General features: G+C 67.7%; 12 protein-coding genes. 7 read left to right on the plus strand and 5 right to left on the minus strand.

Annotated features, from left to right (window positions below):
- Positions 1 to 24: 24 nt before the first annotated feature.
- Complete coding sequence (locus ACZ3HL_RS42700) at positions 25 to 1,494, plus strand: PucR family transcriptional regulator (protein ID WP_465537555.1); 1,470 nt, start codon at positions 25 to 27, stop codon at positions 1,492 to 1,494.
- Here ACZ3HL_RS42700 and ACZ3HL_RS42705 read toward each other — a convergent pair.
- Both ACZ3HL_RS42705 and ACZ3HL_RS42710 read right to left on the minus strand, forming a co-directional pair.
- Positions 1,478 to 2,212: a cache domain-containing protein gene (locus ACZ3HL_RS42705; protein WP_465537558.1), complete on the minus strand. Its 735-nt coding sequence runs from the start codon at positions 2,210 to 2,212 to the stop codon at positions 1,478 to 1,480. The genes ACZ3HL_RS42700 and ACZ3HL_RS42705 overlap by 17 nt on opposite strands.
- Before the next feature lie 32 nt (positions 2,213 to 2,244).
- The gene (locus ACZ3HL_RS42710; protein ID WP_034313079.1) at positions 2,245 to 2,988 is read right to left on the minus strand and encodes a FadR/GntR family transcriptional regulator; all 744 of its coding nucleotides are present in this window, start codon (positions 2,986 to 2,988) and stop codon (positions 2,245 to 2,247) included.
- 164 nt (positions 2,989 to 3,152) lie between these two features.
- Here ACZ3HL_RS42710 and ACZ3HL_RS42715 point away from each other — a divergent pair, with 164 nt between their 5' ends.
- The 5 genes from ACZ3HL_RS42715 to ACZ3HL_RS42735 all read left to right on the plus strand — a co-directional run bounded on the left by ACZ3HL_RS42715 (position 3,153) and on the right by ACZ3HL_RS42735 (position 8,699).
- On the plus strand, positions 3,153 to 4,574 hold the full coding sequence (locus tag ACZ3HL_RS42715; protein WP_465537561.1) for a gamma-aminobutyraldehyde dehydrogenase: 1,422 nt from the start codon (positions 3,153 to 3,155) through the stop codon (positions 4,572 to 4,574).
- Between the two features lie 20 nt (positions 4,575 to 4,594).
- Positions 4,595 to 5,689, plus strand: coding sequence for an ABC transporter ATP-binding protein (locus ACZ3HL_RS42720; protein ID WP_465537593.1), 1,095 nt, complete (start codon positions 4,595 to 4,597; stop codon positions 5,687 to 5,689).
- 28 nt (positions 5,690 to 5,717) lie between these two features.
- Entirely contained in the window at positions 5,718 to 6,923 is a 1,206-nt protein-coding gene (locus ACZ3HL_RS42725; RefSeq protein ID WP_465537564.1) for an ABC transporter substrate-binding protein, read from the plus strand.
- A gap of 75 nt (positions 6,924 to 6,998) precedes the next feature.
- Positions 6,999 to 7,883 (plus strand): ABC transporter permease, encoded by an 885-nt coding sequence (locus tag ACZ3HL_RS42730; protein ID WP_465537566.1) that lies wholly within the window; start codon positions 6,999 to 7,001, stop codon positions 7,881 to 7,883.
- A 9-nt stretch (positions 7,884 to 7,892) separates the two neighbouring features.
- A complete protein-coding gene (locus ACZ3HL_RS42735; protein ID WP_034313067.1) occupies positions 7,893 to 8,699 on the plus strand; it encodes an ABC transporter permease in 807 nt (268 codons plus the stop codon).
- A gap of 6 nt (positions 8,700 to 8,705) precedes the next feature.
- Here ACZ3HL_RS42735 and pip read toward each other — a convergent pair whose 3' ends face one another.
- The 3 genes from pip to panB all read right to left on the minus strand — a co-directional run bounded on the left by pip (position 8,706) and on the right by panB (position 11,961).
- Positions 8,706 to 9,659, minus strand: a complete 954-nt coding sequence (gene pip, locus ACZ3HL_RS42740) for a prolyl aminopeptidase (RefSeq protein ID WP_465537568.1) — start codon at positions 9,657 to 9,659, stop codon at positions 8,706 to 8,708.
- Positions 9,660 to 9,748: 89 nt separating this feature from the next.
- Entirely contained in the window at positions 9,749 to 10,723 is a 975-nt protein-coding gene (locus ACZ3HL_RS42745) for a right-handed parallel beta-helix repeat-containing protein (RefSeq protein ID WP_465537570.1), read from the minus strand.
- Between the two features lie 362 nt (positions 10,724 to 11,085).
- A complete protein-coding gene (gene panB / locus ACZ3HL_RS42750; protein WP_465537572.1) occupies positions 11,086 to 11,961 on the minus strand; it encodes a 3-methyl-2-oxobutanoate hydroxymethyltransferase in 876 nt (291 codons plus the stop codon).
- A gap of 245 nt (positions 11,962 to 12,206) precedes the next feature.
- On the opposite strand from panB, the gene lysX reads away from it, so the two are divergent.
- On the plus strand, positions 12,207 to 15,524 hold the full coding sequence (lysX, locus tag ACZ3HL_RS42755) for a bifunctional lysylphosphatidylglycerol synthetase/lysine--tRNA ligase LysX (protein ID WP_465537573.1): 3,318 nt from the start codon (positions 12,207 to 12,209) through the stop codon (positions 15,522 to 15,524).
- The last annotated feature ends 107 nt before the right edge of the window (positions 15,525 to 15,631 follow it).

Below are 15,631 nucleotides of genomic sequence, written 5' to 3' on the forward strand. Positions count from 1 at the left end.
TATCGAGGCGTAGAGTTGGACCACATGGCACTGACCCTCGCCGCTCTCGTGGCCGAACGTCCGCTCGGCCTGCGGGTGCGCGCGGCCGAAGCGGGGCTCGGCCGGGCGATCGGCTGGGTCCATCCCACCGAACTGACCGATCCGCAGGCCTTCCTCGAAGGCGGCGAACTGCTGTTGACCACCGGCCTCGCCCTCGATGAGACCACGTCACCCGGGTACATCCGGCGGCTCGTCGACGCCGGCGTGGCGGGGCTCGGGTTCGGAGTCGGCCTCAGCCACGAGAGCATTCCTCGGTCGCTTGTGGAGACCGCGGACGAGGTCGGGCTGCCGGTACTCGAAGTACCGAGGAAGACGCCGTTCATCGCGATCACGCGGGCGGTCTCGCGCGCGGTCGCCGCCGACGAATACGCCTCGCTCGTGCGCACCGGCAAGGGGCAGCAGGAACTGACCAGGACCGCCGTCGGCAAGGGCGGGCCGGGTGGTGTGGTGCGCAAACTGGCGAAGCTGGTCGACGGCTGGGTGCTCCTGCTCGACTCGTCCGGTGCGGTCACCGAGGCTTCGCCATCCGCGGGACCCTTCGCCGACGAAATCCGGGACGAACTCGCGCGGCTGCGAGCAGGAACGCTGGTGACGGTGGTGGGGGAGTACGAGGTCGTCCTGCAGACGCTCGACACGCGTGCGCGGGGCGTGCTCGCGGTCGGCACTCGCGAGCCGCTCGACGCCGCGGCGCAGCATATCGTCAACACCGCGGTGTCCCTGCTTTCCCTTGCGCTGGAACAGAATCGTGAGCACGTGGACGCCGTGCGTCGGCTGAGGTCAGGGCTGTGCGATCTGCTCGCCGCGGGGCAGGCCGAACTCGCCACGCGCACGATGAAGTCGCTCTGGGGCGGTGTCCCGGAAGCGCCGTGGTCCGTGCTGGCCGTCGCAGGCCCCGCGAGTGCGCGCCGCTCGCTCGCCGACGCGCTCGACGCCGAAGTGGCCGGAGACAAGGCGTTCTTCGGCGAGTCGGGGGCGTTCGTGATCGCGCTCGGCGACGTGGAGCCGGTCGTCCGGCAGGCCTCCCGGATCGGCGGGCTGCACGCCGGGCTGTCCGATCCGGTGTCCACAGTGGATTTCCCGGCCGGGCTCCGGCAGGCGAAACAGGCCGCGGAAGCGGCGAGGGCCGAGCGTTCCCCGTTGGTCCGGTTCGCGGAGCATGCCGGGCGCGGCTTCCTGGAGATGGTCGATTCCCAGGCGGCACAAGCCTTTTCGGACAGCCTGCTGGCGCCGCTGCGGCAGCACGACGAGACCGGCAGGGGTGAACTGGTCGCCTCGCTGACCTGCTGGCTCGAACACCACGGTCACTGGGATCTGGCGTCCGCGCGGCTCGGCGTCCACCGGCACACCTTGCGCAACCGCATGCGCAAGGTCGCCGAACTGACCGGCCGAGATCTCGATTCCCCCGGGGTGCGCGCCGAATTCTGGCTGGCGCTGCAGGTCAGCGCTCGGACCTGACCAGGGCGATCGGCGAGTCGCCGCAGCGCCGCAACCGCGTGCCGGTCTCCGTCGTGACCGGCTCCGCGCCGGCGGACCACCACGCCGGGACGTCGACCTCGCGGACCAGGGATCCGGTCGCCTGGCGCACGTTGTTCGACACGATCACCCGGCCCTGGGCGTTGACGAGCGCCGCGCGGCCGCCGAGCGCGCGCAATTTCAGCTGCAGCAGGCGCTCGACCTCGCGCACGTAGATGTCCGCGCCGACGACCCCCGCGAACTCTCCGTCGCGCTGGACCGGGACCGTGAAGGTCAGCGTGTACTCGTCGGTGCAGAGATAGTCGACGTACGGGCCGTTGATATGGCGGCGGCCGGTGTCACGCGGGACGGTGAACCACGATTGCCTCGTGTAGTCCAGGAAGTTCTCGCTGTCCGGATCGAGGCTGATGACCAGCCGCGCCGGCTCGGCGTCACCGGTTTCGGTCCACCATTCGAAGCCGAATTCCTGGTCTGCCAACGCGTTCGGCGCGCTGATGAACCCGGCGCCGACGACCAGGCCACCGAGGACGTCGAAGACCTGAGGCCGGAGGCGGGTCAGCTCATCGGCGGTGGCATCCGTGGATGCGGCCAGGAGCCCTTCGGCGCCGGCCAGTAGCGGCTTCAGCCGGCCGAAGACGTCCTCGACCAGGGTGGATACCTGTTCGACGACCTCGGAACCGGCGGACGGTGTGTCGTTCACGATGCTCACCTCGGATGCGCGGATGCCGCAGCTTAAGGGGCCAGAAGGTCTAAATGCACGTCCGCCAGCCGGTCTATCGCTTCGAGGATGTGCTCCTCGGTGAGCTTCCTGGCCAGCTCGCCGTCTCCCTGCGCGATGGCGGCGGCGATCGCGCGGTGTTCGGCGTAGGCGTTCTCGCGGGTGCCGTGCGGCTCGAGCGGCAACCACAGCAATCCGCCTCGTTCGCTCTGCAACTGCACTTCTTCCCTGGTCAGCCGCGGCGATTGGGCGGCCGCGGCTACTTCGAGATGGAACTGGCGCTCGGCGCGCGACGCCTCCGCGCCGGTGGCCGTGCGGATGTCCTCGGTCGCCAGTTCGAGCCGCTCGATGTCCTCGGGCGAACTCCGCTCGGCGGCGAGTTTGGCCGCGGCGCCCGCGATGGCGAGGTAGTGATCGCCGACGTCGCGAAGCTCGGACAGCGAAACCGTGCGAAGGCGCTCTCGCCACGAAGCGGCCGAAGGGTTGGCAGGCGTCTTCACGAAGCTTCCGCCGCCGCGGCCGCGTCGCGTCTCGACAAGGCCCTGCTGTCGCAAGGCCACGAGAGCTTCGCGGACCGTCACGGTGGAGACGCCGAACTGGGCGGCCAGCTCGGCTTCGCTCGGCAGCTGCTCCGAGTCGGCCAGCAGCCCGAGAGTGATGGCGTCGACCAGCCGCGCGGTGACCGCTTCCGCCCGGCCGATCTGGTCGAGCGGAGCGAACATCGCTGATCGCGCGCTGTGCGACATCCCCTTACGCATGGTGGCCCTTCGCCCGTACCGCTACCCGATGGAAGCAATCTTGCCCCATCGTCTTGTCATTTAACATCTGGACTTATATGTTTTAGCGACCTCGCCGCCCCAAAAGGGAGCAAGGGACCTTTGCTATCGCCTCACGCCCCCAGGCCCAGTAGCCAGGAGCTCTCGTGCAGCAGTTGAAGCACTTCATCGGCGGTGAGTACACCGGATCCGCGTCGGGCCAGGTCGCCGACGTCGTCGATCCCGTCACCGGCCGCCCGTACCGCACCGCCGCCGTCGCCGGCCCCGAAGACGTCGACCGCGCGCTCCAGGTCGCGGCCGCCGCCTTCGAAACCTGGCGCGACACCACGCCCGCGCAGCGCCAGCTCGCGCTGCTGAAGATCGCGGACGCCGTCGAAGCCCGCGCGGAAGAGATCGTGCTCGTCGAATCGGCGGACACCGGCAAGCCGGTCGCGCTCACCGCGGCCGAAGAACTGCCGATGATCGTCGACCAGCTGCGGTTCTTCGCGGGGGCCGCGCGTGTCCTCGAAGGACGGTCGGCGGGCGAGTACATGGAAGGGCATACCTCTTTCGTCCGCCGAGAACCGATCGGCGTGTGCGCGCAGGTTACGCCGTGGAACTACCCGCTTCTCATGGCGGTCTGGAAGATCGCCCCCGCGCTCGCCGCCGGGAACACCGTGGTGCTGAAACCGGCCGACACGACACCCGCGTCGACCCTGCTCTTCGCCGAGATCTGCGCTGAATTCCTGCCGCCCGGCGTGCTCAACGTGATCTGCGGCGACCGCGACACCGGGCGCGCGCTCGTCGAGCACGAGATCCCCGCGATGGTGTCCATCACCGGCTCCGTGCGGGCCGGGATCGAGGTCGCCGCTTCGGCCGCGAAGGACGTGAAGCGCGTACACCTGGAGCTCGGCGGTAAAGCGCCCGTAGTGGTCTTCGCGGACGCTGACATCGAAGCGGCCGCTGAAGGCATCGCCGCCGCCGGGTACTTCAACGCGGGCCAGGACTGTACGGCGGCTACTCGGGTCCTTGTCGCCGACGAAGTCCACGACACCTTCGTCGCCGCCCTCACCCGGCAGGCGCGGGCGACCAGCACCGGCAAGCCAGACGACACGTCGGTCACCTACGGCCCTCTCAACAACGCCGCCCAGCTCGAGCGGGTCGCCGGATTCGTCGACCGGCTCCCCGCGCACGCGACGGTCCACTGTGGAGGGAAACGGCAGGGGGACGAGGGGTACTTCTACGAACCGACGGTGATCTCCGGCGTCCGGCAGGACGACGAGATCAGCCAGACGGAGATCTTCGGCCCGGTCATCACCGTGCAGCGCTTCGAGACCGAGGCCGAAGCGCTCGCCGCGGCCAACGGCGTCGAGTACGCGCTCGCGTCGTCGGTGTGGACCACCGACCACCAGCGGGCGATGCGGCTGGCCCGAAAACTCGACTTCGGCTGCGTGTGGATCAACACGCATATCCCGCTGGTCGCCGAGATGCCGCACGGCGGTTTCAAGAAGTCCGGCTATGGCAAGGACCTCTCGCTCTACGGCCTCGAGGACTACACCCGCGTCAAGCACGTGATGAGCGCGCTGTGACGACCACCGAAAGGCACGCCATGCCTCATCAAGCGCCCGCCGCCGCCGCGGGGGAGCAAGGGACCTTTGCTATCACTTCCGCAGGTGGAGGCGACATTCCGGCCATCCGGCTGCGCGGGTTGCGCAAGGAGTTCGGCCAGGTCCACGCGGTCGACGGCGTCGACCTCGACATTCCGCCCGGCGAGTTCTTCTCGATGCTCGGTCCGTCGGGCTCCGGCAAGACGACCGTGCTCCGCATGATCGCCGGCTTCGAGCTCCCGACGGCGGGCACGATCGAACTGCACGGCCGCGACGTCAGCCGTCTCGCGCCGTTCGACCGCGACGTCAACACCGTCTTCCAGGACTACGCGCTCTTCCCGCACATGACCGTGCAGCAGAACGTCGAGTACGGCCTCCGGGTGAAGCGCGTCCCCCGCGCGGAGCGACGTCAACGCGCGATGGAAGCTCTCGACACCGTCCGGCTCGGAGAGTTCGGCGAGCGCAAACCCGACCAGCTCTCCGGCGGCCAGCGTCAGCGTGTCGCGCTCGCCAGGGCTCTGGTCAACCGGCCGAAGGTGCTCCTGCTCGACGAACCACTCGGCGCCCTCGACCTGAAACTGCGCCACACCATGCAGACCGAGCTGAAACAGATCCAGCGCGACGTCGGCATCACCTTCATCTTCGTCACCCACGACCAGGACGAGGCGTTGACGATGAGCGACCGCATCGCGGTGTTCAACGCCGGCCGGATCGAACAGGTCGGCTCCCCGGTCGAGGTCTACGAGCGGCCCGCGACGGCGTTCGTCGCCGGTTTCGTCGGCACCTCGAACCTGCTCAGCGGCGGCGGCGCCGAGAACATCATCGGCAAACCCGGTGTGTTCAGCATCCGCCCCGAAAAGATCCGCATCGACGCCGATCTCTCGAAATCCGCGGAGGTCGGCGAGACCAGCGCCACCGGCACCGTCACCAACACCGTCTACGCCGGCGCGACCGTGCGCTACGAGGTCACCCTCGACGCCGGCGGCCAGCTGTCCGTGGTCCGGCAGAACACCGCCGAACCCGCGGACTTCGAGGGCGGCCGTGTCCGCCTGAGCTGGCGGCACGAACACAGCTTCCGCGTCCCCGAAGCCGGTTAGTTCTCCCCCTGTACCGAAAGGTTGTTCAATGAAGAACAGGAAACTCGCGCTCGCCGGCCTGCTCGGCGCCGGCTTGCTCGTGGCCGCCTGCGGAACCTCCGGATCCAGTTCGACCGCGGCCGCGCCCGGCGGGCAGGGCTTCACCCCGCCGAATCTCGACGCGCTCGCGCAGCTCGGCCAGCCCGAAGGCCAGGTCAACGTGCTGGCATGGCCCGGCTACGCGGAGAACGGCTCCAACGACCCGGCCGTCGACTGGGTCACGGGCTTCGAAAAGGAGACCGGCTGCAAGGTCAACGTCAAGGCGTTCGGCACCTCCGACGAGGCCGTGAGCCTGATGAAGACCGGACAGTACGACGTCATCTCCGCTTCCGGTGACGCGTCGCTGCGGCTCATCGCGTCCGGCGACGTCGAACCGGTGAACACCGCGCTCGTGCCGAACTACGCCGACGTCTTCGACTTCCTCAAGAACCGCCCGTGGAACAGCGTGAACAACGTGTCCTACGGCGTGCCGCACGGCTGGGGCGCGAACCTGCTGACCTGGCGCACCGACAAGGTGACCCCGGCGCCGACGTCGTGGTCGGTCATGTTCGACGCGAACAGCCCGTACAAGGGCAAGATCACCGCCTACGACTCGCCGATCTACATCGCCGACGCCGCGCTGTACCTGCAGACGCACAAACCCGAACTCGGTATCAAGAACCCGTACGCCTTGGACGACAAGCAGTTCCAGGCCGCGGTCGACCTGCTCAAGCAGCAGCGCCCGATGGTGGCGGAGTACTGGTCGGACTACCTGAAGGAAAGCCAGGCGCTCAAGAGCGGCGACGCCGTCGTCGGCACCGCCTGGCAGGTGACGGTGAACCTGACCAAGAGCGAGGGCGCGCCGGTCGAATCCGTGCTGCCGTCCGAAGGCGCGACCGGCTGGTCGGACACCTGGATGGTGTCGGCGAAGTCGCCGCACAAGACGTGTTCCTACAAGTGGCTGAACCACATCGTCAGCCCGAAGGCCAACGCACAGGTGGCCGAGTACTTCGGTGAATCGCCCTCGAACCCCAAGGCGTGCGCCGAAACCAAGAACAAGGCGCACTGCGAGACCTTCCACGCCGGTGACGTCGCGTACGCATCGAAGATCCAGTACTGGACGACGCCGATCGCGCAGTGCCTCGACGGCCGCACCGACGTCAAGTGCAAGGACTACGGCGAGTGGACCCGTGCCTGGACCGAGATCAAGGGCTGACCTCCCGAACTCCGGGAGCGGACGGTGGTGCCCCCCAACGCCGTCCGCTCCCGGTCCCATCCCCTGGTGGAGACGATGACGACCACGCTCGATTCGCCGAGGCGGAAGACCTCCGCCTTCCTGTACCGCAAACCCAGACTGCGACTGGGGATCCTGCTCTCCGCGCCGATGCTGTGGCTCGGCCTCGCCTACCTCGGCGCGCTGGCCGCGTTGTTCGTGACCGCGTTCTGGAGCACCGACGTCTTCACCGGCCAGGTCGTGACCGAGTGGTCGCTGAACAACTTCGTCACCCTGTTCAGCGACGCGGTGTACCGCACGATCACCCTCCGGACGGTCGGGATCGCCGCGCTCGTCACGGTGGTCACCGCGATCATCGCCTTCCCGATGGCGTTCTACATGGCCAAATTCGCCTCGCCGAGGGCGCGGCGCCTCCTGGTCATCGCCGTCATGACGCCGTTGTGGGCGAGCTACCTGGTGAAGGCCTACGCGTGGCGGACCATGTTGTCCGGCAACGGGGTCCTGCACTGGCTGCTGAACCCGTTCGGCCTCGACAGCCCCGGCTACGGCGTGCTCGCGACCGTGATCACCCTGTCGTATCTCTGGCTGCCATACATGATCCTGCCGATCTACGCGGGCCTGGAGCGGCTGCCGAACTCACTGGTGGACGCTTCCGGTGACCTCGGCGCCCGGCCGTTCCGGACGTTCCGCTCGGTGGTCCTGCCGGTGACCTTCCCGGCCGTCGTCGCCGGCTCGATCTTCACGTTCTCGCTGTCGCTGGGCGACTACATCGCGGTGAAGATCGTCGGCGGCACGTCGCAGATGCTCGGCAACGTCGTCTACGACAACATCGGCGCGGCCAACAACCTGCCCTTCGCGGCGACCGTCGCGACCGTACCCGTGGTGATCATGCTCGCCTACCTCGCCGCCGTGCGCCGCACGGGCGCGCTGGACAACCTGTAGGAGCGCGCGATGCGGCTTTCCCGGACGACCAAATACCTTCTGCTCGCGGCGCTGGTGCTCGGCCTCGCGGTGATCTACTTCCCGCTGCTGGTGGTGCTGCTCAATTCGTTCAACGCGGACACCACCTTCGGCTGGCCACCGTCGAGCTTCACCCTCGAATGGTGGGGCCGGGCCGCGGAGAACCAGGGTGCGCTGAACGCACTGTGGACGAGTGTCCAAGCAGGACTCGCCGCGACGGCGATCGCCTTGGTACTCGGCACGATGGCGGCCTTCGCGCTGCAGAAGTACCGCTTCTTCGGCCGCAACCAGGTGTCGCTGCTGATCATCCTGCCGATCGCGCTGCCCGGTATCGTCACCGGTATCGCGCTGAACAACGCCTTCCGCACGATCCTCGGCATCGACCTCGGCCTGTTCACCGCGATCGTCGCGCACGCGACGTTCTGCATCGTGGTGGTGTTCAACAACGTCGTCGCGCGGCTTCGGCGAATGGGCGGCAACCTCGAAGAGGCGTCGATGGACCTCGGCGCGGACGGGCTCACGACGTTCCGGCTGGTGACGTTCCCGATGCTGCGCTCGGCCCTCCTGGCGGGCGGCCTGCTGGCATTCGCCTTGTCGTTCGACGAAATCATCGTCACGACGTTCACCCTCGGGACCGGACTCGAGACCCTGCCGATCTGGATCCTGAACAACCTGTTCCGGCCGAACCAGGCACCGATCGTCAACGTCGTGGCGGCGGTGCTGATCCTGGCTTCGACGGTGCCGGTATATCTGGCGCAACGACTTTCCGGCGACACGACCTCGGGCGGCCGGTTGTAGCCGCTCCTACCGAAAGGAGTCCGTCGCGGCCCGAAGCGCCGCCAGCATCCCCGGATCCGTCACCGCGTGCCCGGCCGCTTCCACCAGCTCCAGCTTCGAATCCGGCCAGGCCCGGTGCAGCTCGTAAGCCGTCACCGGCGGGCACACCGCGTCGTACCGCCCTTGCACGATGACACCGGGAATCCCGGCGAGCTTCCCGGCCTCCCGGATCAGCTGCCCTTCCTCGAGCCACGCGCCATGGCAGAAGTAGTGCAGCGCCAGCCGGGCGAACGTGACCGCGAAGTCCGGTGACGCGTACTGGTTGCGGAAGGCCGGATCCGGGCGCAGGCAGACGATCGCGCCTTCCCAGGCGCTCCAGGCGATGGCGGCACGCTCTCGAATCGCCCGATCGGGGTGATAGACGAGCTCGCGGTAGGCCGAAAGAGGGTCGTCGCGGCGGTCTTCGGGGATCGGGGCGAGGAACGCTTCCCACTCCCGGGGGAAGAGGTTCGCGGCGCCGCCGTTGTAGATCCAGTCGAGTTCGCCGCGCCGGACGGTGAAGACGCCGCGCAGGATGATCTCGCTGACGCGGCTCGGATGGGTTTCGGCGTAGGCGAGGGCGAGGGTCACGCCCCACGAGCCGCCGAAGAGTTGCCATTGTTCGAGATTCAGCCGTTCGCGCAGCTTCTCCATGTCGGACACGAGATGCCAGAGGGTGTTGACCGACAGGTCGACGTCCGGCGTGCCGATATGCGGAGTGCTGCGGCCGGCACCGCGCTGGTCGAACAGGATGATCCGGTAGGCCTCGGGGTCGAAATGCCGCCGGGCCATCGAGGAGATGCCGCTACCAGGGCCTCCGTGCAGGACGACCACCGGTTTGCCGTCCGGGTTCCCGGCTTCCTGGCAGTAGATCCGGTGCCCGTCGCCGACGTCGAGCATGCCCTCGGCGCGCACGTGGATCGGCGGGTACAGGTCGTCCATGAGGACACTCTGCCTGAACCGAGGAGTGTTCGAAGGGTGGGGGCCCGCCCCCGCCGCCGGGCTGAGCGGGCCCCCGGTCTCCGGTCGCGTCAGCAGCCCGCCGTGGCGGCCACGTTCGCGAATCCCTTCCCGGCACCGGTCACCTTGTTGCTCGCGCAGACCTTGTTCCCCGTCGCGGCCTTCACGAGATAGAAGCCGTACGCGTAGGAGGACCGCACGTCCGCGGTGTTGCCGGAGAAGGTGTTGCCGCGGCCCCAGCCGTCGAGCTGGACATGGACCTCGAAGCCGCCGTAGGTCGCGTCGTGCACGAAGACCTTGCTGCCCCGGTTGTCCGCGACCACGTAGTTGTTGCCCTTCATGTCCACCCAGCTGTCGGCGAAATGCTCGCCGCTCTGCCCGGTGCCGTCGAAGACGTTGCCGCGCAGTTCACCGCCGGTGGTGCCTTCCTTGATGTCGATCGACTCGGCTCGCACGTTCGGGCCGATCTTGTTGTTCAGCGCCTTGTTGCGGTCGCTCCGGTCGGGCGTGCCGCCGGGCCAGTTGCCCTTCGCGGAACCGAAGTAGATGCCTTCGCCGTAGCCCGCGTACTCGCGGCCGGTGTCGGTCACCTCGGAGTTCTTCACGACGTTGTCGGTGCTCGTGTACTGGAAGTGGATGCCCTCATGGCCGACGCCGGTGACCTTGATGCCGTCGACGACGGTGTTCTTGACGCCTGTCGCCATCAGGCCCTTCTGGCCACCGGTGAGGGTGAAGCCGGTCAGGTTCCAGTAGCTGCCTGTCAGTTCGAGCGTGCGTCCGGCCGAGGCCTTGATGACTGCGCTTCGCGGCCCCTTCAGGGTGATACGGCTGCTGGACGTTCCGCTCTTCGCTGCTTTGAAGTTGCCAGTGAAGGTCGTGTCGGCCGCGAGTTCGATGACGGTTCCCGGAGTGACCGAAGCGAGCGCCGCCGTGAGCTGCTCGGAAGTCCCTACGCGGACCGTCGCGGCCTGTGCCGGGTACGCCGCCAGCGTCGACAGCAGGGCCGCACCGGCCGCAACGGCCAGAACCCGCTCACGAACACGCATCCGTGGTCCTCCTCGTCGAGGGATCGAAGCTCGGTCGTGGCGGCGACGGGCTAGACGTTAAGCCTCTTTACGAACATGCGTCAAGGACATGATTCAAGTTCATGTACGTGAACGACTTTAGGAGGGTCGCCCTGCGTGGCCCACCTGAAAGAGAGAGCAAGGGACCTTTGCTACCGCAGCCGGTGGGAGGGGGAGAGAGGCGCTGGTCGGCGCCCTGACTGTGTGGATTTTGGTGCGTTGGATGACCCGAAATCCACACAGTCGCCACAGCGTGAGGGAGCAAGGGACCTTTGCTGCCGCGCTCCCAACTGGCGGAGTGGTAGCAAAGGTCCCTTGCTCTCTTTTCGCAGGTCAGAGGTGGATCAGTCGTGGAACGAGTGCTCCGGAGCCGGGAACTCGCCTCGCCGGACGTCCTCCGCGAATGCCGTCGCGGCCCCCGCCAGCACGCCGGCGAGATCGGCGTACTTCTTCACGAAGCGAGGAGTCCTGCCGCGTCGAAGCCCGGCCATGTCCTGCCAGACGAGCACCTGCGCGTCGCAATCCGGCCCGGCGCCGATGCCGACGGTCGGGATCTTCAGTTCGTGCGTGATCCGCTTCGCCGCCTCGGCCGGCACCATCTCCATGACGACCGCGAAGGCTCCAGCCTCCTCCAGGGCGAGCGCGTCGGCGAGTAGCGCTTCGGCCGCTTCGCCGCGTCCCTGGACTCGATAGCCGCCCAGATTGTGTTCACTCTGCGGGGTGAATCCGATATGTCCCATCACGGGGACACCGGCCGAAGTCAGTGCCTCGACGTGCGGAGCGAATTTCCGTCCGCCTTCGAGTTTCACCGCGTGCGCGCGGCCTTCCTTCATGAACCGCACCGAGGTTTCCAGCGCCTGCTGCGGCGAGAGCTGATACGAGCCGAACGGCAGATCGGCCACGACCAGTGCCCGCTTCACCGATCGGGTCACCGCCCGCACCAACGGCAGCAGCTCGTCCACAGTCACCGGAAGCGAGGTGTCGTAGCCGAAGACGTTGTTCGCCGCCGAATCCCCGACGAGCAGCACGGGAATGCCCACTTCGTCGAACAGTGCGGCGGTGTACATGTCGTAGGCGGTGAGCATCGGCCACGTTTCGCCGCGCTCTTTCATGTCACGAAGATGATGTACGCGGACCTTCTTCCCAGAAGTGCCCTGGGGCGCCGCGCCCGTCCCGTACGGAGCCGCGAGCTCGCCGGAATCCTTTTCGGTGGCAGACATCCTTGTCGACCGTCCTTCCCTCGAGGCCTCGAAGAGGTCCCCGGGTCGTGGAGCTGAACAGGCCAAGCGTGACATGCCGATATGACCGTCCCAAGGCCCTGCGACCAGCTTCACACAGCGCCGTCACACCCGCGAATGAGGAAATTCAGACCAGAGGATGATGATCGTTGACAACCACACAGGGTTGTGTGACGTCAAGTAAGTACAGCTGTCGATCTCCTGTGTGTGTACCGCGAAGGACCAGAATGGCAAACCCAGTGAGCCGAGTCGCGCCGTGGAAGGCGAGGGCGGGCGGGATCGTCGCCACCCTCGTGCAGCTCGCGGCCGTGTTCTCGGTGATCCTCCTGCTCGCCGGCGGGGTGAAGGGGCCGGTGCTCAGGACGGGTGACATCGCCTTCTCGGCCTTGAGCATCCCGACCAACGCGAGCCTCGTGATCGTCCTGCTGCTGGTCGTCCTCGGCGCCGCGCTCCGCCGCCGCAAACGCGCCGCGCTTTACACACTGCTGCTGTTCCAGGTCGGTGGCCTGGCGGTGACGCTGGCCTTCCAGGCCGCGCTGCTGTGGTGGCCCGAGCTGCTGAAACTCGGTCCGTGGCAGGTTCGCCACATTCCGCACCAGGTGTGGGTGCTGGCCATCGCCGACCTGATCTCCCTCGGCATGATCGCGTTGCTCTGGATTCTGCGTCCGGCGTTCCCCGCCCGGCTCGCGCCCGGCGCGTGGCGCGACGGGCTCACCGTCCTGTTCGGTGGCCTGGCCGCGGTCATTCTCGTCGGCTGGGGCTTGAGCGAAGCCTTTCCCGGTCGTCTCGCCGACACCTGGGCGCGCTTCGCCTGGGTCGTCAACCACACGACCGGGGAGAACATCCAGCTGCGCCGGGTCGGCATCGGCGAAGGCCCGGCCTGGCTCGATCTCGTGCTCGACCTCAGCGCGACGGCCGTCGCGACGGCCGCGCTGTACACGCTCTTCCGCGGGGTGCGTAGCCGTCGCTTGAGGACAGACGAGGAAGAACTGCGCGTACGCCGCCTTCTTGCCGAACACGGCGAAGACGACTCCTTGGGTTATTTCGCCACCAGGCGCGAGAAGAGTGTCGTCTTCTCGCCCAACGGCCGTGCCGCCGTGGCCTATCGCGTGCTCGCGGGCACCAGCGTCGCGAGCGCGGACCCCATCGGCGATCCCGATGCCTGGCCCGACGCGGTCCGCGCCTGGTTGAACGAAGCCCGCACCTACGGCTGGACGCCCGGTGTGCTCGGCGCGAGTGAACGTGGTGCGAAGGTCTACGCCGACGCGGGCCTTCGCGCGCTGGAAATAGGTGACGAAGCCGTCCTCGACGTGCGGGACTTCAGCCTCGCCGGGCCGGAACGGCGCTCGGTCCGGCAAGCGGTCAAACGGATCGAACGGGCCGGATACACCACGAAAGTTCGTCGGCACAGCGAAATCCCGCCCGAGGAAATGGCCAAGCTCCTGCTGCACGCGCAGCAGTGGCGCGGAGCGGAAACCGAGCGCGGGTTCTCGATGGCCCTCGGCAGGCTCGGTGATCCGAGCGATGGCCGCAGCGTGATGGTGGAGGCGTACGACGCCAAGGGCGAGCTTCGCGGCATGCTGTCGTTCGTGCCGTGGGGCCGTCGTGGGCTGTCCCTCGACCTGATGCGACGCGACCGCGACGCCGAAAACGGCCTCAACGAGTACATGGTGGCGGAGGTCGTCGCGGCGAGCTCACACCTTGGCGCACAACGGATTTCACTGAACTTCGCGATGTTCCGGGCGGTCTTCTCCGAGGGTGAGCGGATCGGTGCGGGCCCGGTGCTGCGCGCATGGCGTGGCGTCCTCAGCATGGCGTCGCGCTTCTTCCAGCTGGAATCGCTCTACCGGTCCAACGCCAAGTACGGCCCCGACTGGGAGCCGCGTTTCCTGTGCTACTCCTCGGCTCGACGGCTGCCGCGGGTCGGCATCGTCGCCGGCGCGCTCGAAGGATTCGTCCCGACGGGACGGTCTGGACGAGCGCTGAAACTGGAGACCGTCACCGACGAATTCGTCGCCGAGGTCCACCGCATCGAAGCGAACGCGGCCACTCCCGCGCCGAAACAGGTGCGGCGTCCCGACCAGGTCCGGGTGCGGATGGCGAAGCTGGACCGCTTGCGGGAAGCCGGGATCGACCCCTATCCGGTCGGTTTCGCCCGCGAGGACTTGCTCGGTGACGTCGTTTCGAAGTTCGGTGGTCTGAACCCGGACACCCATACCGGTCACCGGGTCCGAGTCGCGGGCAGGGTGCTCGCGATGCGTAATCTCGGCGGGCTGTGTTTCGCGCGGGTCAAGGATTTCAGCGGTGAGATCCAGCTGATGCTCGACGCTTCCGTGCTCGACCCCAGCGGCTGGCGGCGTGGTGTCGACCTCGGTGACCACGTCGGCGTGAGCGGGCAGGTCGTGACGTCCCGGCGCGGTGAGCTTTCCGTGCTCGTCGACGAATGGACCGTCACGGCGAAGAGTCTGCATCCGTTGCCGGACAAGCGAAAGGGCCTTACCGACCCGGAGACGCGGGTGCGGCAGCGCTACCTGGACCTCGCGGTGAACCCGGATTCGACGGCGATGCTGCGGCTGCGCTCGACCGTGGTGCGCGCGGTGCGGGAACGGCTGCACCAGGGTGACTACCTCGAAGTCGAAACGCCGATGCTGCAGGCCGTGCACGGTGGCGCCAACGCGCGTCCGTTCATCACGCATATCAACGCCTATGACATGCGGATGTATCTGCGGATCGCCCCCGAGCTGTACCTGAAGCGGCTGTGTGTGGCCGGCGTCGAGCGCGTTTTCGAGCTGAACCGGAATTTCCGCAACGAAGGCGTCGACGCGACGCACAACCCCGAATTCACCATGCTGGAGGCGTACCAGGCGTACGCCGACTACAACACGATGCGGACGCTGACGCGTGAACTCGTGCAGTGCGCCGCGGAGGCCGCGTACGGCGCGCAGGTCGTTCGACGTCCGGGGCCGGACGGGACGGTCGTCGAGTACGACATCTCTGGTGAGTGGCCGGTGATCCCGGTGCATGAAGCCGTCTCGGCGGCGCTCGGGGAAGAGATCGACGCGAGCACCTCGATCGCCGATCTCCAGCGGTTCTGCCGCGCGGCGGGAGTGCCGGTGAACGAGGAGGCCGGGCACGGCGATCTCGTGCTGAAGGCGCACGAGCATCTGGTCGAAGGCGCGACTGTGCTGCCGACGTTCTACACCGACTACCCGACCGACGTGTCGCCGCTGACCCGGCAACATCGGGTGGATCCGCGGCTGGCCGAGCGCTGGGACCTGATCGCGTTCGGCTCCGAGGTCGGCACGGCGTACACCGAGCTGACCGACCCGCTCGAACAACGGCGGCGGCTGGAGGCCCAGTCGCTGCGTGCGGCGAGCGGGGACGTCGAGGCGATGGAGCTGGACGAGGATTTCCTGCTCGCGCTCGAACACGGCATGCCGCCGACCGGTGGGCTCGGCATCGGCGTCGACCGGCTGCTGATGATGCTGACCGGGGCTTCGATCCGGCAGACGGTGCTGTTCCCGTTCGTCCGGCCGCAAGGGTAGCGGGGGAGCAAGGGACCTTTGCTCTCGCTTCTCTCAACGTCGAGACAAACGGGAGCAAAGGTCCCTTGCTCCCTTCCCCGCCGAATCGCCCCAGCAAGCCGGTGCCG

This window comes from Amycolatopsis sp. NPDC000009 (genome assembly GCF_055563465.1).